Source organism: Mumia flava (genome assembly GCF_002797495.1).
Taxonomy (GTDB): Bacteria; Actinomycetota; Actinomycetes; order Propionibacteriales; family Nocardioidaceae; genus Mumia; species Mumia flava.
Map to the genome: position 1 here is coordinate 14,729 of NZ_PGEZ01000003.1, position 20,042 is coordinate 34,770.

Here is a 20,042-nt window from a genome sequence, read left to right on the forward strand (position 1 = left end):
GCTCCGCTCGCGCCTCGCCACCGACAGGTCTCGGGGAGGTCACGGTTCCGATCGCTCCACAAATTGGCTTCACTATTGTTCACAATCTGGTGTAGCGTCCGTCACACAATCCCCCGCCACACCCGCGGCGGGCCGTTGACCCTCTCAAGGAGGACCCGATGCACCGGTTGTTCACCCGCGTCGCCCGGCGGCGAGGCCGCACGATCGCCGCACTCACGCTGGCCCTGACGCTGAGCGCGACGGCGACCGCCTGCGGTGGCGACGACGCCTCCGCCGGCGACGGATCCGGCGACGACACGACCGCGGTCACGGTCGGCGTCATCCCGATCCTCGACGTCGCGCCGATCTACCTCGGCGTCGAGCAGGGCTTCTTCGCCGACGAGGGCCTCGACGTGACGCTCGAGACCGCACAGGGCGGTGCGGCGATCGTGCCCGGCGTGGTGAGCGGGCAGTTCCAGTTCGGCTTCAGCAACACCATCTCGCTGCTGCTCGCGACGTCCGAGGGCCTCCCGCTGACGGTCGTCGCCGACGGTGTCTCGTCCACCGGCGAGGAGGGCAACGACTTCGGCGCGGTGATCGTCCCCGCGGACTCCGACATCAAGACCGCCGCGGACCTCGAGGGCAAGAAGGTCGCGGTCAACACGCTGAACAACATCAACACCACCACGACCAACGAGGCGGTCCGCAAGGACGGAGGCGACCCGTCGACCATCGAGTACGTCGAGCTGGCCTTCCCCGACATCATCCCCGCGATCCAGAAGGGTGACGTCGACGCCGGGCAGGTCGTCGAGCCGTTCCTCACGATCGGCACGTCCTCGGGCATGCGCGCGGTCACGGACAACTTCGTCCAGACCGACCCCGACCTCACCGTGGCGATGTACTTCACCTCCGAGCAGTTCGCCCAGGAGGATCCGGAGGTCGTCGAGGCGTTCACAAGCGCGATGAACGAGTCGCTCGACTACGCCCAGGAGAACCCGGATGCGGTTCGCGAGGTCCTCGGCACCTACACGGAGCTCGACGCCGACCTCCAGGAGCAGGTCATCCTGCCGCGCTGGACGTCGGAGATCGACGTCGACTCCGTCGAGCTTCTGTCCGAGCTGGCCGTGACCGACGGCCTGTACTCCGAGCAGCCCGACATCGACACGCTGCTGCCGTGACACGAGCACCGCGGACCCGCGACGCGCTGCTCGGCCTGACCGGGCTCGCGCTCGTGGTCGCCGTCGTCCAGCTCCTCCCCACCCTCGGCCTGGTCGACCCCGCGTACCTCCCGCCGGCGACGGAGATGTTCTCCGCCCTGGCGCGGGAGGTCACCGAGGCGTCGTTCTGGACCCAGCTCGGCGAGACCCTGCGCGGGTGGGCGATCGGTCTCGCGGCCGCGATGGTCGCCGGTGTGCTGGCCGGCATCGTGATCGGCAGCGTCGACTTCCTGCGCAAGCTGACGGCGTCGACGATCGAGTTCCTGCGGCCGATCCCGTCGGTCGCGCTGATCCCGCTGGTCGTCCTGATCTACGGCAGCAAGCCCGCATCGGCCCTCGTCCTCGTGGTGTACGCGTCGTTCTGGCAGGTGCTCGTGCAGGTGCTGTACGGCGTCGCCGACGTCGATCCGGTCGTACGCGACACCGCGCGCTCGTACCGCTTCTCCCGCCGGGCGCTCGTCCGGCGGGTGATCTGGCCGACCGCGCTGCCCTACGTGCTCACCGGGTTCCGGCTCGCAGCCGCGGTCGCGCTGATCCTCGAGATCACCGCGGAGCTCGTGATCGGCGTGCCGGGGCTCGGAAACGCCATCGGCGTCGCACAGAGCTCGGGTGCGGTCGCGCTCACGTACGCCCTGGTGATCGTCGTCGGCCTCGTCGGCGTCGCGGTCAACCTCGGCGCCCGCACCATCGAGCGGCGGGCGCTGCACTGGCACGCCTCGATCCGGAGGGACCTATGACGACCGTCGCCACCTGGGGCCGGCAGCTGTTCTGGCTGCTCGCCCTCCCCCTGGTGCTGCTCACGCTGTGGTGGGTCGCCTCCGCCGACAGCACGAGCATCTTCTGGCCACCGCTGTCGACGATCCTCGAGGCGTTCCCGCAGACCTGGGACGCAGACCGGATCGTGAACGACGCCCTGCCGAGCCTGGCCCGGCTCGGCATCGGCTACGCCCTGGCGCTGGTCGCCGGGGTCGCGGGCGGGATCCTGGTCGGGCTCTCCCGTACGGTACGCGCGCTCTGCGAGCCGTCGATGGAGTTCTTCCGGGCGATCCCGCCGCCGGTGCTGGTGCCGGTGATCGCCCTGTTCGCCGGCTACACGGGGTCGACCTCGAAGATCGTGACGATCGCGCTCGGCTGCCTGTGGCCGATCCTGCTGAACACCGTCGAGGGCGTCCGCGGCCTCGACGAGGTCCAGCTCGACACCGCACGGGTCTACCGGTTCCGTTCCCGCACGCGCCTCCTGCAGGTCGTCCTGCGCGGCGCGAGCCCGCAGATCGCCGCCGGTGCCCGCCAGGCTCTGTCGATCGGCGTGATCCTCATGGTGATCAGCGAGCTGTTCGGAGCGAACCGCGGTCTCGGTGCCTCGATCGTGCAGTTCCAGCGGGCCTTCGCCGTGCCCGAGATGTGGACCGGCATCATCCTGCTCGGCCTGATCGGCGTGGCCCTCGCGGGCCTGTTCCGGCTGGTCGAGCACCGTGCGCTCGCGTGGTACCGCGGCGTACGTCGCGCAGACAGAGGAGCATGACGTGAAGACCACGACCGACGAGCGCGCGAGCGCCGCAGCGACCACCGGAGACCGACCCGTGATCCCGGACGGCGCAACGATCGCGCTCGACGTGCGCAGCCTGCAGAAGGTCTACCGCACCCAGGACTCCGAGCTCGAGGCGATCCGCGACCTCACCTTCCAGGTGCCGCGTGGCCAGCTGGTCTGCATCGTCGGCCCCTCCGGCGCCGGGAAGACCACGCTCCTGCGCTGCATCTCCGGCCTGCTGGAGTCGACCTCGGGCGAGGTGCTGCTCGACGACGAACCCGTGACAGGTCCGCCGCCCGGGATGGCAGTCGTGTTCCAGGAGTACGGGCGGAGCCTGTTCCCATGGATGACCGTCCGTCAGAACGTCGAGCTGCCGCTGCGGGAGAAGGGGATCGGCAGGGCGGAGCGGCACGCACTCGTCGACGAGGCCCTGGACGCGGTCGGTCTCGGCGACGTCCCGTCGGCGTACCCGTGGCAGCTCTCCGGCGGGATGCAGCAGCGGGTCGCGATCGCCCGCGCGGTCGCGTACCAGCCCGAGGTCCTGCTCATGGACGAGCCGTTCGCCGCCGTCGACGCCCAGACCCGTGCCGACCTGGAGGACCTCATCCGCACGCTCTGGAAGCGCCTCGGGATCACGGTCCTGTTCGTCACCCACGACATCGACGAGTCGGTCTACCTGGGCCAGCGGGTGCTCGTGCTCTCGAACCGGCCGACGGTCGTGATCGAGGATGTCCGCGTCGACCTTCCCGACGAGCGTGACCAGCTCGAGACCCGGTCCTCGCGCCGCTTCACCGAGCTGCGCGGTCACGTGTACGAGCTGATCCAGAAGGCGAAGAAGGGCTACCGGCCGTAGGGTCACCGTCGCTGTGCTGGGCCTCGACGCCACCGGCTGACCGGGCGGCACCGCCGCAAGCCCACCCGTACCCGCTCTTGTTGTTGAAACCCTCGTTCCCGCCACCGCCTCGACCGACGGCCGGGAACCTCACGAAAGGACCGCCGTGGCCGACACCGCTTCTCCTTCGGCACCCTCGACCCTCGTGATCACCGCGCACGCCGGCGACTTCGTCTGGCGCGCCGGGGGCGCGATCGCACTCGCTGCCTCCCGCGGCGAGCAGGTGACCATCGCCTGCCTCACCTACGGCGAGCGCGGCGAGTCCGCTCGCGCCTGGCGCGAGGGAAAGAGCCTCGACGAGATCAAGGCGATCCGTCGCGACGAGGCCGAGCGCGCCGCCGCCACGCTCGGCGCCGAGGTGCGCTTCTTCGACGCCGGCGACTACCCGCTGCGCGAGACGCCCGAGCTCGTCGACCAGCTCGTCGGTGTCTACCGCGAGACGCAGCCGGACGTGGTCCTCACGCACCCGCCGCACGACCCGTACAACGCCGACCACCCGGCCGCCTGCCGGATGGCGCTCGAGGCACGGATCCTCGCTCAGGCGATCGGGTACCCCGCCGAGGGCGACCCGCTCGGCGCTCCCCCGGTGTTCTACTTCGAGCCGCACCAGCCCGAGGTCTGCGACTTCACGCCCGAGGTGCTCCTCGACATCACCGACGTGTTCGCGACGAAGCGGGCGGCGATGGAGTGCCTGTCGGCGCAGCAGCACCTGTGGGAGTACTACACCGACCTCGGCAAGCGCCGCGGCGTCCAGCTCAAGCGCAACGCGGGACCGAACCTCGGCTTCCCCACCACCACCTACGGCGAGGCGTACATGCGCCCGTACCCGCAGGTCACGGAGCGCCTCGCATGAGCGCCGCGGATCTGCGTCGGTTGATCGTCACCGACACCCGGCGACCCGACCCGGCCGCGGTCGAGCGGCTCCGGGCGTACGGGGTGGCGACCGTGCACGAGGCGATGGGACGCACCGGCAGTCTCGGTCCGGACCTGCGGCCGATCCAGCAGGGCACCACGATCGCGGGCGCCGCGGTCACCGCGCTGTGCTGGCCCGGCGACAACCTGATGATCCACGCCGCGGTCGAGCAGTGCGGTCCCGGGGACGTGCTCGTGGTCGCCGCTGCGGCGCCGTCGACGCACGGGATGTTCGGGGAGCTGTTCGCGACCGCGCTGGCGCACCGCGGGGTGGTCGGGGTGGTCAGCGACACCGGGGTGCGCGACACCGCCGACCTGCGCGCGATGGGGTTCCCGGCCTGGTCGCGATACGTCTCCGCGCAGGGCACCGTGAAGGCGACCGCCGGCCACGTGAACCTCCCGGTCGTGATCGCCGGCCAGGTGATCGAACCCGGTGATGTCGTGGTCGCCGACGACGACGGCGTCGCGGTCGTGCCGCTGGACCGCGTCGAGCAGACGGTCACCGCGTCGCAGGCGCGGTTGGAGAAGGAGGCCGCGACCCGCGAGGCGTTCCAGCGCGGCGAGCTCGGCCTCGACCGGTACGGGCTGCGGCCGCTGCTGGAGAGCCTCGGGGTCGAGTACCGCACGCACGCCGAGCTGCAGGACACGGACGGCCGGCCGTGACCCGCGGGATTCGCTGTGCGTGGATGCGCGGCGGCACGTCGAAGGGCGCGCTGTTCCTCGCCGAGGACCTGCCGTCCGACGACGCGGCGCGCGACGACCTGCTGCTGCGCGTGATGGGCAGCCCGGACCCGCGCCAGATCGACGGGCTCGGCGGTGCCCACCCGCTGACGAGCAAGGTCGGCGTGGTCTCGGTCTCCGACGACCCCGATGCCGACGTCGACTACCTGTTCCTCCAGGTCGTCGTGGACCGGCCGGTGGTGTCGACGTCGCAGACCTGCGGCAACATCCTCGCGGCGGTCGCGCCGTTCGCCCTCGAACGCGGTCTGCTGCCGACGACCGACGGCGTCACCGACGTACGGGTCCGGATGGTCAACACCGGCGCCCTCGCCACGCTGCACGTCCGCACGCCCGGCGGCGTCGTGACGTACGACGGTGACGTCGCGATCACCGGTGTCCCCGGCACCGCGGCGCCGGTCGAGGTCGACGTGGAGCCGTCCGGCGCCCCGCTTCTGCCGACCGGCCGGACCACCGACCGGCTCGCCGGCGTCGACGTGACCTGCATCGACAACGGCATGCCGTCGGTGATCGTGCGCGCCGCCGACGTCGGCCTGAGCGGCGCTGAGGATCCCGACGCGCTCGAGGCGGACCCGGCGCTCGCCGAGAAGGTCCGCGCGATCCGCACCGCGGCCGCCGACGCGATGGGCCTCGAGACCGACCTGGAACGCACCACGACCCCGAAGATCGTGTTCGTCGCTCCCCCGGCTGCCGGCGGCACGATCCTCACCCGCAGCTTCATCCCGGTCCACGTGCACCGCGCGATCGGTGTGCTCGGCGCCGCCACGGTGGCGGCCGCCGCTGCACTGCCGGGCACCACGGCGTACGGGGTGGCGCGGCTCGGCGACGACGGCGGCGCGCTGCGGATCGAGCACCCGACCGGCTACCTCGACGTCGGCATCGCCACCACCGACGACCCCGCGCCCGCGGTCACCCGCACGACCCTCGTGCGCACGGCCCGGATGCTGCTCGACGGCGTCGTCTACCCCGGCCCCGCCCGGACCACCCGTCCCGTCTGACCTCCCTGTACGACCGAAGGAGACCCACCATGCCCGCACCGCTCGGAGACATCGCGCACCTCGGCCACGTCGAGCTGCTGACCCCCGACCTGGAGGGGTCGGTCTGGTTCTTCACCGAGATCCTGGGCCTGACCGAGACCCGGCGCGAGGGCGACTCGGTGCACCTGCGGACGTTCGACGACTACGAGCTGACGAGCATCGTCGTGACCGGCCACACCACCTCCGGACTCCGCCGCACGGCGCTTCGCGCGTCGAGCCCCGAGGCGCTGCAGCGGCGGGTCGACGCAATCGAGGCCGCCGGGGGCACCGGCCGATGGACCGAGGGGAGCGCGGGGACCGGCCCGATGTACCTGACGACCGACCCGGACGGGCACGAGATCGGGCTGTACTACGAGTCGGAGTGGTACGAGGCGCCGGAGCACCTCGCGCCCGGCCTGAAGAACCAGCCGCAGGCCAAGCCGCGTCAGGGCGTCGGCGTCCGTCGGCTCGACCACGTGAACTTCCTCGCCGCCGACGTCGAGCCGAACGCCGACTGGGTCGAGCACACGCTGGGTGCGCGTCCGACCGAGCAGATCCGGCTCGACACGGGCCGGATCGCGGCGCGGTGGCTGACCTTCAACAACAAGTCGTACGACCTCGTCTACACCGAGGACTGGTCGGGCTCGAGCGGGCGGCTGCACCACATCGCATTCGCGACCGACACCCGCGAGGACATCCTCCGCGCCGCGGACCTGTGCCTCGACAACGGCGTCCACATCGAGACCGGGCCGCACAAGCACGCGATCCAGCAGACGTTCTTCCTCTACGTCTACGAGCCCGGCGGCAACCGGATCGAGCTGTGCAACCCGCTCACCCGGCTCGTGCTGGCCCCGGACTGGCCGCTGATCACGTGGACCCAGGCGGAGCGCGCCAAGGGCCAGGCGTGGGGGCTGCAGACGATCGAGTCGTTCCACACCCACGGCACCCCGCCCCTGGACTCCTGACCCGACCGCGATTCGGGCGGTCTGGGCAGGAATCAGAGCTGTGGTTCTTCCCCGGATCGCCCGAATCGCGGACGGTGACTCACGCGATCTCTCCGTCGACGACGTGAACGTGCTCGGTTCGCCCAGGTGAGAACTGTCCGATGTGCGCCGGCGTCCCGTGATGATCCCGGCTCGGCCGGAACAGCCCGCGAGCGACCGCGTCGTCGTAAGAACCGACGCCCAGCGGGTACGCGGTCAGCAGACCGGACAACCGGTGCTCGGCGATCCAGTTCATGCCTTCCTCACGAGATCGGAACACGCCACTGGCGAATCGGGCTCCCTCACCGTGGAACACCCACACCGTTGGAGGCTCGTTCATGATCCGATCACCCCGGCCGGGTACGCAGCCGTCATCGCTCGACCTCCGACTCATCGCCGGACGTCGGACCGCTCCCCGACCTCGCGCATCGCCGAGATCACGCTGTCGAGATGGGCCCGTACGGCGGCGGCAGATGCCTCGGGGTCGCGGCTGCACACCGCCTCGATGATCGCGAGGTGCTCGGGCAGCGAGACCTGCGGCCGGCCGGGCTGCGTCGCGAGCCGAAACTGGTGCCGCACGAGCTGTCCGTGCAGCCGATCCAGCACGTCGGCAGCGGTCTGCTGGTGCCCGAGCTCGCGGAGCATCTGATGGAGTCGCTGGTTGAGGGCGGAGTAGCCGAAGACGTCGCCGGACGACACCGCGCTCCGCATCCGATCGCCGATCTCGCGCAGCTCGGCGATCGCGGAGTCGTCGACGTTGCGTGCGGCCTTCTCGGCGCAGAGCGACTCGACGACCGCGCGGACCTCGTAGATCTCGATCGCCTCGGACAGCGGCACCACCCGCACGCGCGCCCCGCGGTTGGCGACACGCTCGACGAGACCCTCGCCCGCGAGGCTCAGCAGGGCCGTGCGAACGGCACCGCGACTCGCATCGAACTGCTCGGACAGGTCCGCCTCGACGAGCCGCTGGCCCGGGGCGAAGCCCGCGTCGAGGATGGCCTCCCGGATCGCGCGCGCCACGACGGCAGGGTCGCTGGTCGGTCGTACGTCCTGCGCCGTCATCACGCCCCCTGGATCGTCACCGGCGCGGTGCGCGAACGCCCCACGGTGATCGCCAACAATATTGGCACCGATACTACCCGCCGCGATCGTCTCGCTCGGGAGACCGCGCAGGACGGTCGCGCGACGACGTCGGGGTCAGCTCCCCTCGGCGGACGCGAGCTCCGACTTCCAGGTCCGGAAGCCCTCCTCCGAACGGCCGCGGCGCCAGTAGCCCGAGATCGAGACCTGGCCGCGATCCAGACCGCGCTCCTTCAGGAGGTACGGGCGCAGTCCGTGCATCGTCGTCTCGGCCTCGCCGTGCACGAACGCCTGGACGCGCCCCGGCCACCACGCGAGATCGCGGACGGCGTCGACGAGCGCGCCCGGGGCGGACCCGGCCCGGTGCACGAACCGCACCACCGCGCCGTCCGGCACCGGCAGCACCGGCTCGTACGCCTCCGACTCGACCTCGATCACCACCTGGACCCGGGCGTCGGCGGGCAGCGCCGCGAGCGCCGCGGTGATCGCAGGGACGACGGAGTCGTCGCCGACCAGCAGGTGCCAGTCCGCGCTCGGGTCCGGCGCGTACCCGCCGCCCGGCCCGTTGACCAGCAGCCGGTCGCCGGGATTCGCAGCCGCCGCCCACGGTCCGGCGACGCCCTCGTCCCCGTGCACCACGAAGTCGATCGCGACCGTGCCCGCCTCGACGTCCGGGAACAGCGCGGTGTACGTGCGGACGGTCGGCAGGTCCTCGGGCGCCATCGTCCGACGCAGCGCGCGCATGTCGAGCCCGTCCGGGTAGTCCACGCCGGGCTTCGGGAACACCAGCTTCACGTAGCGGTCGGTGTCGGTGCTGTCGGCGAACGCGGACAGGTCGTCGCTGCGGAACCACACCCGCCGGATCGCCGGCGTCACGTCCTCGGTGCTCGTCACGGTCAGCTCGGTGCTCACTCCGCCTCCTCCGCGGCCGACGACGTCGGAACCGACGACGCGCCCGTCACGCGCCGTCCGCGGTCGACGGTAGCGCGACGTCGAGCGTCTCGGCCGCCTCGACCAGCTGCGCCCAGACCTTCGGCATCACCGGCACGCCCGCGGCGCGCTCCGCCGCCACGCCCGCACTGCGCTCACCCGGGAAGTAGATCCCGTCGACGCCGTCCGCCGTCGGCAGCGACTTCAGCGCATCCAGCGTCGCGTCGACCTGCTCGCCGAACTCGGCAGCATCCCCGTACGCCGCGGGGTCGATCGCGATCAGCAGCGCGTTCTGACGGTGCTTCTTGCCCTCGCCCGTGCCGGTGTGGACCTGGGCGAGCACCGGGGCGCCGACCAGGACGCTGGTGAGCAGCTCGAAGACGAGCGACATGCCGGAACCCTTCGCGCCGCCGAGCGGCAGCGGCATCTCGGCGAGCTCCGGGTCGGTGGTCGGGGTGCCGTCGGCGGTGCTGGCCGCGCCCTCGGGCAGCGGGGTCCCGCTGGCCTTGTGCTGCTTGATCCTGCCCATCGCGATCGTCGCGGTCGCCATGTCGAGCAGCACGATCCCGTGCTTCGCGCTCGGCACGGCCACCGACAGCGGGCTGGTCGCGACCGCGGCGCCCTTGACACCGGTGTAGCCCATGTTCGGCATCCCGGCGACGAAGCCGATCCCGATCATCCCGGCCTCGGCGATCCGGTGCGTGTAGTAGCCGATCGCGCCGGTGTGGATGGTGCGCTGCACGCCGACCGACGCGATCCCCGTCGTACGGGCGGTCTCGACCGCGAGATCCGCGGCGCGGGTGAGCGCCACCGGGCCCGGCGCGCGGTCCGCCTGGACGACCGCGGCCGCCGGCGTGGTGCTGACGACCTGGACGTCCGCCGCGGTGTTGACGACCCCGCGGTCCAGGAAACGCAGGTAGGTCGGCACCAGGCCGGTGCCGTGGGTGTCGACGCCGCGGACGCTGGCCCAGGTCATCACCTCGGCCATCGTCGCGGCCTGGTCGGGCGCGACGCCGGACTTCTCGAAGATCGCGGCGATGAACGCACGCAGCTCGTCGGTCGGGATCACGGCGGCAGGTGCCGGCATGGTTCTCCTCCTCAGGGTGGAGTACGGATGGGTGCCCGTCAGCGGGGCGGGCTCAGCGGGACACGGTCAGCGGGAGACCGAGACGTTGACGATCGCGGTCACGCCCTCGCGCACCGACTTCCAGGCGCGCTCGAGGGCCGGGCCGAGGTCCTCGAGGGTCTCGACGGCCTCCCCGTGCATCCCGAAGGGCGCGGTGAAGGCGGACAGCTCGGGCTGCGTGCTGAGGTCGACACCGAGGAACTCTCCGCTCCCGACGGCCGCACCGTCGGGGTAGAACCGCAGGTGGTTCATCTTCATCGAGCGGTACTCGCGGTTGTTGAGCACCACGATCAGCAGCGGCAGACCGACGTCCGCGGACGCCTGGAGCGACTGCACGATCGGGTTGTAGAGGAACGCCCCGTCGCCGATCGTCAGGACGACCGGACGCTCCCGTACGGCGAGCTTGACGCCGAGCGCGACCGCGAGGCCCTGCCCGAGCCCGCCCTGGACGTAGAAGTAGGAGTCCGGAGTCTCCCGGGCGAGGTGGCGCTGGACGACCCGGCTGTGCGTGATCGTCTCGTCGACGAACGCCGGGTCCTCGTCCGCGGTGAGCTCGCGCAGCGCGACGGCGACTGCGACCGGGTCGATCCCGGACGCACCGTCGCGTGCCTTCTCCTCCGCAGCGGTCACCGACGCGACCTCGGCCGTACGGCGGGTCGCGGCCGCCTCGCGTCGCGCGTCGAGCAGGTCCGCCGCGATCCGGTCACGGCCGCCAGCGGACAGCGTCCGCAGCGTCGCCGCGACCCCGCCCTCGAGGTAGTGCGACGCGTGCAGCACCTGGTAGACGACGTGCGGCCGCTGCGGCACCTCGTCGATCACCACGACCGTCGCCTTGTCCGGTCGCCGGCTCGGCGGGTAGAACGGCGCCCGGCAGTTCACGAGCAGCATCAGGTCGGCCTCGGCCATGTACGGCTCGAGGTCGCCGCCCACGTGCAGGGGGTGGGTCCGCGGGAAGTTCGCGCAGACCGCCGACCCGGGCTCGACGACCGGGATCCCGAAGGTCTCGGCGAGCTCGACCAGCGCCTCCATCCCGTCCGACTCGCGTCCCGCCGTCTCGGTCACGATCACGGGACGCTCCGCCGACAGCAGCAGCGCCAGCACGCGCTCGACGTCCTCGGGCGCACTGACCGTCCCGCCGCGCGGAGCGGTCGGGGTGATCTCGTCCGGCCCCTCCCACGCCTCGAGCAGGACCTCGAGCGGCACGTTCAGGTACGTCGGCCCGGCCGGGGCCCGCTCGGCGAGCTCCGCGGTCCGGGTCACCATCCCGTACAGGGTGTGCACGCTGGCGGCCTGGTTCGACCACTTCGTGAACGGCGCCGCCATCATGTGCGGGCCACCGACGACGGAGAGGTTGCGGTACCACTGGCCGCCCGGATCAGGCCCGGGCCCGTCACCGTACGTCGTGGACTCCGACGACGCGACCACCATCGGCACGCCGGCCAGCAGCGCCCCGTGGATCGCGCACGACCCCTGGAGCAGCCCCGGCCCGGCGTGCAGCAGCACGCCCTGGGCACGTCGCTTCACCAGGCCGTACCCCGTGGCCATCGCCACCGCGACGGTCTCGTGCGTCAGGTCCAGGTACGCCGGGGCGGGCACGCCGTCGGCGTGACGGCGGGCGAGGGCCTCCCACACCGGGGCCCACTCCGACCCCGGCGACGAGAAGATGTAGTCCGATCCGACGGCGTCGAAGGCCGAGACGATCGCCTCGCCGCCGTCACGCGTGCCGCTCATCGAACGATCAGCCCTCCATCGGCCAGTCGAGGGCCTCGCAGATGCCCCGACCCATGATCCAGTCGAGCTCGTCCGCGCTGAAGTCGTAGTACTTCGTGAACTGCTCGATCGTGTCGGTCCACGTCAGGCCGTGGCCCATCAGGCGGGTGATGTCGGTGCCCCAGAAGCAGCGCTCCGGCCCCATCGCGTCGACCATCTGGCGGACGTACTTCTCGATGTTCTTGTTGGGGAACTCCTGGGTCGAGTAGCCCGGGATCGCCGACACCTTCACGTAGATGTTCGGGTGCACGTGCAGGTCCGCGGTCTCCTGGACCCAGTAGCCGATCGCATCGTCCACGCACCTGGCCATGATGCCCATGTGGTCGATGATGATCTTCAGATTCGGGTGCTTCTCCGCGATCTGACCCAGCTCGGCCTTCCAGATCGGCGCGTGCACCATCGTCGGGATGCCGAGCTTCTCCGCGATCGGCCAGTACCAGTCGTTGGTCCCGTCGATCATCCAGTTGCGGTCCTGCGGCCGGTGGAACGTCAGCCGCGTGCCCTTGATGTACGGGTTGTCCTTGAACTCGTGCAGCAGCCGCTCCCCCTCCTCGGGGTCGTCCTGCGGCACCCGCGCCATGATCCCGAAACGGCCGTCGTACCTCTCGGCGGCCTCGAGCGAGTAGTCGATCCGGTTGCCCTCCCACGACGGCGGCAGGATCAGCGCACGGTTGACGCCGGCCTCGTCCATCAGCGAGACGGCCTCCTCCGCGAGGAACGCCTCCTCACGGTGGCCGTTCAACCGGATCCGCTCACGGGCGCCGGGCACCCACGGGCGGTCGGGCGTCTCTTCCTTCCAGAGGTGGATCTGGCTGTCGACGACGAACATGCTGTGTCCTTCTCGGTTCGATGACGTACGGATCGGGTGTGGTGACTCACACGCTAGGTGGGTTCGGGCCGCTTGCGGAGGCCCTGCAGTGCAAGCACTAGTTGCGCGCAGCGCACGGCCCGGCGCGTCTCCTCAGGCGCCCAGGTCGAGCCGGTCGACCACGTGCTCGGCGATCGCCAGGCTGGACGTCGCCGCAGGTGAGGGGGCGTTTCTCACACTCGTGACGCCGTCGGACCGGTGGATCACGAAGTCGTCGACGAGCGACCCGTCGCGCTCCAGCGCCTGGGCCCGCAGGCCCAGGCCCGTCCGCCGGACGTCGGCGGCTCCGATGGACGGGACGTAGCGCTGAGCGGAGCTCATGTAGGCGCGCTTCGACAGCACGCCGCGGATCTCGGTGAACCCGGTCCGCCAGTGCTGCCCGGCGAACCGCCAGAAGCCGGGCCACGCCAGGGTGTTGCCCAGGTCGCGGGGACGCAGCGACGCCCGGCCGTACGCCCGGCGGCTGCCCGCGAGGAAGGCATTCGGGCCGACCTCGAGCTCGCCCGTGACCCGGCGGGTGAAGTGCACGCCGAGGAAGGGGTAGCGCGGGTCCGGCACCGGGTAGATCATCCCGCGGACCAGCTCCTGCTTCGCCGGCGCGACCGTCATGTACTCGCCGCGGAACGGCACGATCCGCGGCGACGGCGGTCCACCGACGAGCCGTCCCAGCCGGTCGGACTCCAGCCCGCCGCACACGACCAGGTGGTCGACGCGGTGGTGCTGCCCGGCCGCAGTGACGTCGATCCCGCCGACCGTGCGCTCGACGGCGGTGACCTCCGTGGAGACCAGGATCGTCCCGCCGGACTCCTCGATCCGACGGCCGAGCGCCTGCGCGACGCCCACGTAGTCCGTGATCGCGGTCTTCGGCGAGTGCAGGGCGGCGACCCCGGCGGCGTACGGCTCGATCTCGGTGATCTCGCGACCGTCGACGCGCCGCAGCCCGGGGACCCCGTTCTCGTGCGCGGTCTTCTCCAGCGCCTCGAACCGCCCCATCTCGGAGGGGTCGACCGCGACCACCAGCTTGCCGCACTCGTCGTACGCGACCGCGTGCTCCGCGCAGAAGTCCTGCAGCAGGCCGCGCCCGCGGGTGCACAGCCGCGCCTTGAGGCTGCCCGGCTTGTAGTACAGGCCGGCGTGGACGACACCGGAGTTGTGGCCTGTCTGGTGAGCGGCGAGGCGGTCCTCCCGCTCGAAGACGACGATCCGGTCCCCCGGCCGCCGGTGCGCGATCTCGCGTCCGATCGCCAGCCCGACGATCCCTCCCCCGACGATGCCGATCGTGCGGTCGGTCAACGTACGTCCTCCTTCGTCGTGCCGCGTTCGTGTGGGCCGACCGGCTCAGTCCACGAGGTGGATCGCGACGGCCTTGACCCGGGTGTAGAAGCGCAGTGCTTCCTCACCCTGCTCCTTGAAGGGTGACCCGGACTGCCGGAACCCGCCGAACGGGTGGTGCACGTCCCAGCCGGACGTGGCCGTGTTGACGGCGACCTGGCCGCACTCGGCCTCGTCCACGAAGCGGTACGCCGAGGTCAGGCTCTGGGTGTAGATCGCGGCGGCGAGGCCGAAGTCGGAGTCGTTCACGGAGGCGATCGCCTCCTCCAGCCCGTCGACGGCCATCACGGCGACGACCGGACCGAACACCTCCTCGCGCCAGATCGTCATCGCCGGCGTGACGTCGGCGACCAGCGTCGGCGCGACGTAGCAGCCGTGGGCGAGATCGCCGGTCGGGACGGTGCCGCCGGTGACGACCGTCGCGCCCTCGTCGGCGGCCTGGCGGACGTAGCCGAGCACGGAGTCGCGATGGCTGGTGCTGACGAGCGGTCCCATCGCGGTCCCGTCGGCGTCGGGAGCGCCGACCTGGAGCGACTCGAGGCGCGCGGCCAGCCGCTTCACGACGTCGTCGTGGACCTGACGGTCGACGATCACCCGGCTCGTGGCCGTGCAGCGCTGGCCCGCCTGCCCGAACGACGCGGCGACGAGCCCGGCGACGGCGTGATCGAGGTCGGCGTCCGCGAGCACCACGGACGCGTTCTTGCCGCCGAGCTCACCCTGGAAGCGCACGTTGCGCCGCGCCGCGCGTACGCGGAGCTCCTCGCCGACCGCGTTGCCGCCGGTGAAGGTGACCGCCGCGACCCGCGCATCGTCGAGCAGCGCGTCGGAGATCTGAGACGTCCGGCCCGTCACGACGTTCAGCACGCCGGCGGGGAGGCCCGCGTCGTGCAGCGCACGCGCCAGGTGCATCCCGGACAGCGGGGTCTCGGTGGCCGGCTTGAGCACGGCGGTGTTGCCGACGATCAGGGCGGGGGCGAGCTTGCGGGCCGGGGTGAGCAGCGGGTCGTTCCACGGCGTGATCGCCAGCACGACGCCGATCGGCTCGCGCTGGTAGCTCGCGCGGGTGCCGGGGCGCACGTCGTTCAGCAGCGCGCCGTACGCCTCGCGCGCCTGCCCCGCGTAGTACTCGAGGAAGTCCGCGGCCTTGAGCGCCTCACCGGTCGCCTCGGCGGTCGTCTTGCCGTTCTCGGCGACGATGTCGGCGGCGATCGCGTCCGCCCGCTCGCGCAGCAGCGCGGCCGCCGCCCGGAAGATCTCGGCCCGGCGGAACGGCGAGGTCCGCCGCCAGCCGGCGAACGCCTCCGCGGCCGCGTCGTACGTCGCGGTCACGTCGGCGGGCGTCAGCGCCGGGACCTGCGCGACCGTCACCCGCACGTCGGCCGGGCTGAGGACGTCGAGCCACGACCCGGCCCCGATCCACCGGCCTCCCGACAGCGTCTCGACCTGCTCCACGACCACGTCGTCTCCTCCTCGGCTCGGCGCTCTGACGGCACGGCGCTCCACCGTGCCGCTGCGAACGTAGGCGCCATCCGGGGGCCGCGACCAGCCGTACGGAGGCATCCATTGCTTGCACGGTCCGTGGCCCTCGGGCCCTCCCGTCCGCCGTCGTGCCCTGGTGGGATGGGCAGGACCGATCGAACCGGAGGAGACCCCGTGAGCTACGCCGTCGTTGCCCGCTACGTGTGCAGGCCCGAGGACGCGGACGACATCCGTGCCGCGCTGCTCGAGATGCGCAAGCACACCCTCGCCGAGCCGGCGAACCGCGCGTACGTCGTGCACGAGGTGGCCGACGCCGACGCGGCGTTCCTGCTGTACGAGGTGTACGACGACGAAGCCGGGTTCCAGGCGCACGCGGCCAGTCCGCACTTCGAGCGCCTGATCGCGGGCCGGGTCCGGCCCAAGCTGCTCGACCGGAGGGTCGACTTCGCCCACGTGCTCTGACGGGTCGACCGTCCGGTCGTCGGCGTCTACAGCTCGTTGCCCCAGAAGTAGCGGGCCGTCATCTCCACGAGCTCGAGCTTGTCGTGCTCGGTCTCGCGGGGGGTCCCGGGGACTGCGTGGAAGCCGCCGTTCGTGGCGACCGCGATGTCGTCGATGTCGAGGAGCTCGGCGGCCTCGTCGATCCGGGCGACCAGGTCGTCGACGTCCTCGAGCGCGGGATCGGACACGTCGACGACACCGAGCGAGACGACGAGCCCGTCGGGCACGACCTCGAGCGGGAACCGCTGCTCGGCCGCCGCCGGGTAGTCGACGCAGATCCGGTCGTACGGCTGGGCGCCGAGGAACGCCTCGACCGCCGCCACGTCCCACGGGCCCGTGGCCGCACCGGCGCTGGTCAGGTCGAGCCCGACTCGGAACTCCTCCGGCACCGCCCCCAGGTCCGCGATCGCGGCGGCGTCCGCCTCGACCATCGCGGCGACCGCCTTGTCGAGATCGATCCCGAGTGCGGCAGCACGCTCGCGGCCCCCGACGGTGAGCAGGAACGCCAGCGCGGGGTTGCGCAGCAGCACGAGCGTGACGCCGTCGGCGGCGAGCGCACGCACCTCTCCCCCGATGATCGCCGCGAGCGATGCCCCGGCGTCGGTCTGGAGGTCTTCGGAGGCGCACAACGCCGCGACGTACCCCGGCGACGGCAGCGCGATCATCGTCGAGCGCTCCGTCAGCGCGCCGAGCCGCGCGCCCTCGGCCGCCGCGATCCGACCGGACGCCGTCGGCACCGCGGTCAGCGGGCGTACCTCCGGCGCGTGCGCGGGCCCGACGAGCTGCGCGAGGGGCGACGGGTCGGACGGCTCGCCGAACCCGTCGACGCCGTCGTAGACCACCGCCAGGTCGTGCCCCCTGCCGTGCTCGCCGTCGCTGAGCGCCAGCAGGCCGAGGCGCCGCTGCCGTACGAAGGAGTCCGCGACCGCCTCGTCGACCGCTGCTGCGAGGTCGGCGTCGTCGAGCTCGCCGGCCGCGTGCCGGCGGAGCGCGTCGACGAGCGCCGGAGGCGGGACGAGGCTGGCGTGGTGGTCGATGTGGTACTTGAAGTCGTCAGCCATCGCGGCTCAGCCCTTCGCCGCCGGCGTGCCCCAGGCGGGGAACTCCAGCTCGTAGCCGAGCTCGGCGAGCACCTCGTCGCAGATCTCCTGGTCCTCCGCCGCGGTCCCGCCGGAGACGCCGAGACCGCCGAGGATCGCGCCGTCGCGCTTGACGGTCATCCCGCCGTCGGTGGCGACGATCGGCTGCGTGGCGTGCTCGGTGAGCGAGGCGAAGAAGACCGGGTTGGACTCCTGCCACTTCTTCAACATCTTCGTCGGCCGCTGCATGATCGCGGCCGAGTACGCCTTCGAGTGCGCGATGCTCGGCGTCAGCGGCCGCGCCCCCTCGGAGCGCTTGACGACGAGCACGAACCCGCCCGCGTCGACGACGGCGACCGACAGCGCCTTCCCGAGCTTCGCGCCGCGCTCCAACGCAGCGGTGACGATCTGCTCGGCCTCGGTGAGACCCAGACCCAGTGCAGTCATGCGACGACCTCCGTGGTGGTGAAGACGTTCTCGAGGAACCGCTCGAGGGCGGCGTTGAACAGCTCCGGCGCCTCCCAGTACAGGGAGTGCGGAGCACCGGGCACGAGCTCGACGTGCGCGTCGGGCAGCAGGGACGCGGCCGTACGGATCGTCTCGGTCGACAGGACCGCGTCGAGCTCCCCGGACAGCAGGCACAGCGGGAGCCGTACGGCGCGGAGCGCGTCGACCGTCGGCCCGTCGGTGTTGAGGTGGCGCAGGTCGGCCATCCCCGCGTCGTTGAACGTGCCGAGCTGGCGGAAGAGGAACGTCTTCGCCGGATCGGCCTCGCGGAACGCCGGGGTCAGCAGCCGGTCGAGCACCGGGATCGCGTCGGCGGCGGCGCGGTCGATGCGCACGCGCTCGGCGAGGTCCGGGTGGTCGATCCCGCCCAGCGACGCGGCCAGCACGACGCCGGCAACCAGCTCGGACCGCTCGGTCTCGTCGAGCATCATCGCGGCCCGCAGCGCAGCGGCCGCACCGACCGACTGGCCGACGAGCACCGCCGGGCCGATCCCGGTCGCGCGCAGCGCCGGGTCGCGCAGCACGGCGACGATGTCCTGCGCCGTGCCCTCGGAGTCGACCGTGCCGTCCGGCGCGGTCACCGTGTCCGAGCGGCCGAAGCCCCGCAGGTCGAGGGTGATCAGCGAGTAGCGCCCGCGCAGTGCCGGCACCTGCTGCCACCACGCGGCATGGTGACCGCCGGACCCGTGCACGAACAGCACGGCCGGCGGCGGGGTGTCGCCGGCGCCGGCGGCCAGCCCGTGGGCCTCGTAGTAGATCTGCGTGCCGTCGGCAGCCGTGGCGTACCGGGCCAGGTGCTTCACGCGCTCGGTCACAGCTGGGCCCTCGCCTCGTCGGCGCTGTTGGCGCCGCGCCGGACCTTGGCCTTCTCCGCGTGGCGCTCCACCGGAGGCGCACCACCGGGCCGCTTCTCGTGGTAGACCAGCTCGATCATCGTGTGGTCGGGGTCGTGGATGTAGCAGAACAGCGAGCGGTTCTCGGGGCGCGACGTGATCCGGGTGTGCCGGACCCCGACCTCCTCGAGGTGGTCCATGAACTCGTCCCAGTTCTCGATCTCGACCGCGAAGTGGTACGGCGCCATCCGGTCCATCGTCTCGACCGGGGTGAAGTGCAGGTCGAAGTTGCCGCGCGTCATCAGCACGACCTTCGTGTTGCTCTTCGGGGTGATCGCCTTCAGCCCGAAGACCTTCCCGTACCACTCCTTGGTGCGCTCGGGATCGGTCGTCGGGAAGTTGACGTGGTGGATGTAGGCCGGTGCGTTGCTCACGCCGGGCTCCCTTCCGGTGATGGGGTGGTCTCGGCGACGACGGGGTTGGTGAGCGTGCCGATCCCGCTGATCTCGATCTCGACGGTCTGGCCGACCGCGATCGGGCAGGTGGTGTCGGCGCCCATCCAGAGCACGTCGCCGGGGTTGACGGTGATGTACCTGCTCGCCTCGACCAGGTAGTCCGCGGCGTCGAAGATCATGTCGCCGGTCGCGAAGCTTGCGCGCTCCTCGCCATCGACCCGCACGGTCGTCTTCTGCGTCATCGGGTCCACGTCCGTCTCGATCCACGGACCCATCGGTTTGAAGGTGTCGCTGTTCTTGCTGCGCCAGAACGTACGGTCGGCGTGCTGCCACTCCCGCGCGCTGACGTCGTTGCCGATCGTCCAGCCGACGATCGCGTCGACGACCTCCTCGCGAGTCGCGCGCCGCAGCCGGCGTCCGATCACCGCGACCACCTCGCCCTCGGCCTCGAACCGGCCGGTCACGCCGTCCGGCACGACGATCGGCGAGCGGTGCCCGGTGAGCGCGTTGTTGGCGCGGTAGCCGACCTCGGGCCGGGTCGGGACGACACCCTTCGCGTCGCCGAGGGCGGCGCCGTGGGCGACGTGGCTGCGGTAGTTCCAGCCGACCGCGTAGAACACCGGCGGTACGACCGGGGGCAGGTGGTGCACGGACGCGAGCGGGACCGTGGTCTCGACCCGCGGCGTACGCGCGCCGCCGCTGTCGCCGCCCTCGGCGAACGCGTCGATCGGCGACGCGTCGAGGACGTGCGCGACCTCGTCGTCGATCCGCGCCCAGCGGGGGCGCTGCTCGTGCAGGATCCGGGTGAAGCGCACGG

At 71.8% G+C, this 20,042-nt stretch carries 22 protein-coding genes; 9 read left to right on the plus strand and 13 right to left on the minus strand.

Annotated elements, in window-relative coordinates:
- The first annotated feature begins 158 nt into the window (after positions 1–158).
- The 8 genes from CLV56_RS19450 to CLV56_RS19485 all read left to right on the plus strand — a co-directional run bounded on the left by CLV56_RS19450 (position 159) and on the right by CLV56_RS19485 (position 7,247).
- The gene (locus CLV56_RS19450; RefSeq protein WP_100415549.1) at positions 159–1,157 is read left to right on the plus strand and encodes an ABC transporter substrate-binding protein; all 999 of its coding nucleotides are present in this window, start codon (positions 159–161) and stop codon (positions 1,155–1,157) included.
- Positions 1,154–1,933 (plus strand): ABC transporter permease, encoded by a 780-nt coding sequence (locus CLV56_RS19455; protein ID WP_039355899.1) that lies wholly within the window; start codon positions 1,154–1,156, stop codon positions 1,931–1,933. Before CLV56_RS19450 ends, CLV56_RS19455 begins: the two co-directional genes overlap by 4 nt.
- Positions 1,930–2,718, plus strand: a complete 789-nt coding sequence (locus CLV56_RS19460; protein WP_039355896.1) for an ABC transporter permease — start codon at positions 1,930–1,932, stop codon at positions 2,716–2,718. Before CLV56_RS19455 ends, CLV56_RS19460 begins: the two co-directional genes overlap by 4 nt.
- Position 2,719: 1 nt before the next feature.
- Complete coding sequence (locus CLV56_RS19465) at positions 2,720–3,577, plus strand: ABC transporter ATP-binding protein (protein ID WP_211288235.1); 858 nt, start codon at positions 2,720–2,722, stop codon at positions 3,575–3,577.
- A gap of 184 nt (positions 3,578–3,761) precedes the next feature.
- On the plus strand, positions 3,762–4,469 hold the full coding sequence (locus CLV56_RS19470; protein ID WP_245858009.1) for a PIG-L deacetylase family protein: 708 nt from the start codon (positions 3,762–3,764) through the stop codon (positions 4,467–4,469).
- Entirely contained in the window at positions 4,466–5,191 is a 726-nt protein-coding gene (locus tag CLV56_RS19475; protein WP_039355890.1) for a 4-carboxy-4-hydroxy-2-oxoadipate aldolase/oxaloacetate decarboxylase, read from the plus strand. Before CLV56_RS19470 ends, CLV56_RS19475 begins: the two co-directional genes overlap by 4 nt.
- On the plus strand, positions 5,188–6,264 hold the full coding sequence (locus tag CLV56_RS19480) for a 4-oxalomesaconate tautomerase (RefSeq protein ID WP_211288236.1): 1,077 nt from the start codon (positions 5,188–5,190) through the stop codon (positions 6,262–6,264). The genes CLV56_RS19475 and CLV56_RS19480 overlap by 4 nt, the downstream gene beginning before the upstream one ends.
- Before the next feature lie 29 nt (positions 6,265–6,293).
- Positions 6,294–7,247 (plus strand): VOC family protein, encoded by a 954-nt coding sequence (locus CLV56_RS19485; protein WP_039355885.1) that lies wholly within the window; start codon positions 6,294–6,296, stop codon positions 7,245–7,247.
- Positions 7,248–7,326: 79 nt separating this feature from the next.
- Here CLV56_RS19485 and CLV56_RS21465 read toward each other — a convergent pair whose 3' ends face one another.
- The 8 genes from CLV56_RS21465 to CLV56_RS19525 all read right to left on the minus strand — a co-directional run bounded on the left by CLV56_RS21465 (position 7,327) and on the right by CLV56_RS19525 (position 15,829).
- Positions 7,327–7,659, minus strand: coding sequence for a DUF7710 domain-containing protein (locus CLV56_RS21465; RefSeq protein WP_425437719.1), 333 nt, complete (start codon positions 7,657–7,659; stop codon positions 7,327–7,329).
- Positions 7,656–8,327, minus strand: coding sequence for a GntR family transcriptional regulator (locus tag CLV56_RS19495; protein WP_100415551.1), 672 nt, complete (start codon positions 8,325–8,327; stop codon positions 7,656–7,658). The genes CLV56_RS21465 and CLV56_RS19495 overlap by 4 nt, the downstream gene beginning before the upstream one ends.
- 135 nt (positions 8,328–8,462) lie before the next feature.
- Positions 8,463–9,257 (minus strand): siderophore-interacting protein, encoded by a 795-nt coding sequence (locus CLV56_RS19500; protein WP_039355882.1) that lies wholly within the window; start codon positions 9,255–9,257, stop codon positions 8,463–8,465.
- A gap of 46 nt (positions 9,258–9,303) precedes the next feature.
- The gene (locus CLV56_RS19505) at positions 9,304–10,362 is read right to left on the minus strand and encodes an Ldh family oxidoreductase (RefSeq protein WP_039355880.1); all 1,059 of its coding nucleotides are present in this window, start codon (positions 10,360–10,362) and stop codon (positions 9,304–9,306) included.
- A gap of 66 nt (positions 10,363–10,428) precedes the next feature.
- Positions 10,429–12,132, minus strand: a complete 1,704-nt coding sequence (locus CLV56_RS19510) for a thiamine pyrophosphate-dependent enzyme (RefSeq protein ID WP_039355877.1) — start codon at positions 12,130–12,132, stop codon at positions 10,429–10,431.
- Positions 12,133–12,139: 7 nt separating this feature from the next.
- Positions 12,140–13,000: an amidohydrolase family protein gene (locus CLV56_RS19515; protein WP_039355874.1), complete on the minus strand. Its 861-nt coding sequence runs from the start codon at positions 12,998–13,000 to the stop codon at positions 12,140–12,142.
- Positions 13,001–13,132: 132 nt separating this feature from the next.
- Positions 13,133–14,332: an L-2-hydroxyglutarate oxidase gene (gene lhgO, locus CLV56_RS19520; protein WP_039355871.1), complete on the minus strand. Its 1,200-nt coding sequence runs from the start codon at positions 14,330–14,332 to the stop codon at positions 13,133–13,135.
- A gap of 45 nt (positions 14,333–14,377) precedes the next feature.
- Positions 14,378–15,829, minus strand: a complete 1,452-nt coding sequence (locus tag CLV56_RS19525; RefSeq protein WP_039355868.1) for an aldehyde dehydrogenase family protein — start codon at positions 15,827–15,829, stop codon at positions 14,378–14,380.
- Between the two features lie 195 nt (positions 15,830–16,024).
- Between CLV56_RS19525 and CLV56_RS19530 the strand changes: the two genes are divergently transcribed.
- Positions 16,025–16,312: a putative quinol monooxygenase gene (locus tag CLV56_RS19530; protein ID WP_039355865.1), complete on the plus strand. Its 288-nt coding sequence runs from the start codon at positions 16,025–16,027 to the stop codon at positions 16,310–16,312.
- A gap of 26 nt (positions 16,313–16,338) precedes the next feature.
- On the opposite strand, the gene CLV56_RS19535 is transcribed toward CLV56_RS19530, so the two are convergent.
- The 5 genes from CLV56_RS19535 to CLV56_RS19555 are packed head-to-tail and all read right to left on the minus strand — an operon-like array spanning position 16,339 to position 20,040.
- Positions 16,339–17,412, minus strand: a complete 1,074-nt coding sequence (locus tag CLV56_RS19535; protein ID WP_039355862.1) for a uroporphyrinogen decarboxylase/cobalamine-independent methonine synthase family protein — start codon at positions 17,410–17,412, stop codon at positions 16,339–16,341.
- 6 nt (positions 17,413–17,418) lie between these two features.
- Positions 17,419–17,877, minus strand: a complete 459-nt coding sequence (locus CLV56_RS19540; protein WP_039355859.1) for a GlcG/HbpS family heme-binding protein — start codon at positions 17,875–17,877, stop codon at positions 17,419–17,421.
- Positions 17,874–18,752 (minus strand): alpha/beta fold hydrolase, encoded by an 879-nt coding sequence (locus CLV56_RS19545; protein ID WP_211288237.1) that lies wholly within the window; start codon positions 18,750–18,752, stop codon positions 17,874–17,876. The genes CLV56_RS19540 and CLV56_RS19545 overlap by 4 nt, the downstream gene beginning before the upstream one ends.
- The gene (locus CLV56_RS19550) at positions 18,749–19,204 is read right to left on the minus strand and encodes a VOC family protein (RefSeq protein ID WP_100415553.1); all 456 of its coding nucleotides are present in this window, start codon (positions 19,202–19,204) and stop codon (positions 18,749–18,751) included. Before CLV56_RS19550 ends, CLV56_RS19545 begins: the two co-directional genes overlap by 4 nt.
- On the minus strand, positions 19,201–20,040 hold the full coding sequence (locus CLV56_RS19555) for a fumarylacetoacetate hydrolase family protein (RefSeq protein ID WP_039355856.1): 840 nt from the start codon (positions 20,038–20,040) through the stop codon (positions 19,201–19,203). Before CLV56_RS19555 ends, CLV56_RS19550 begins: the two co-directional genes overlap by 4 nt.
- Positions 20,041–20,042 lie beyond the last annotated feature (2 nt).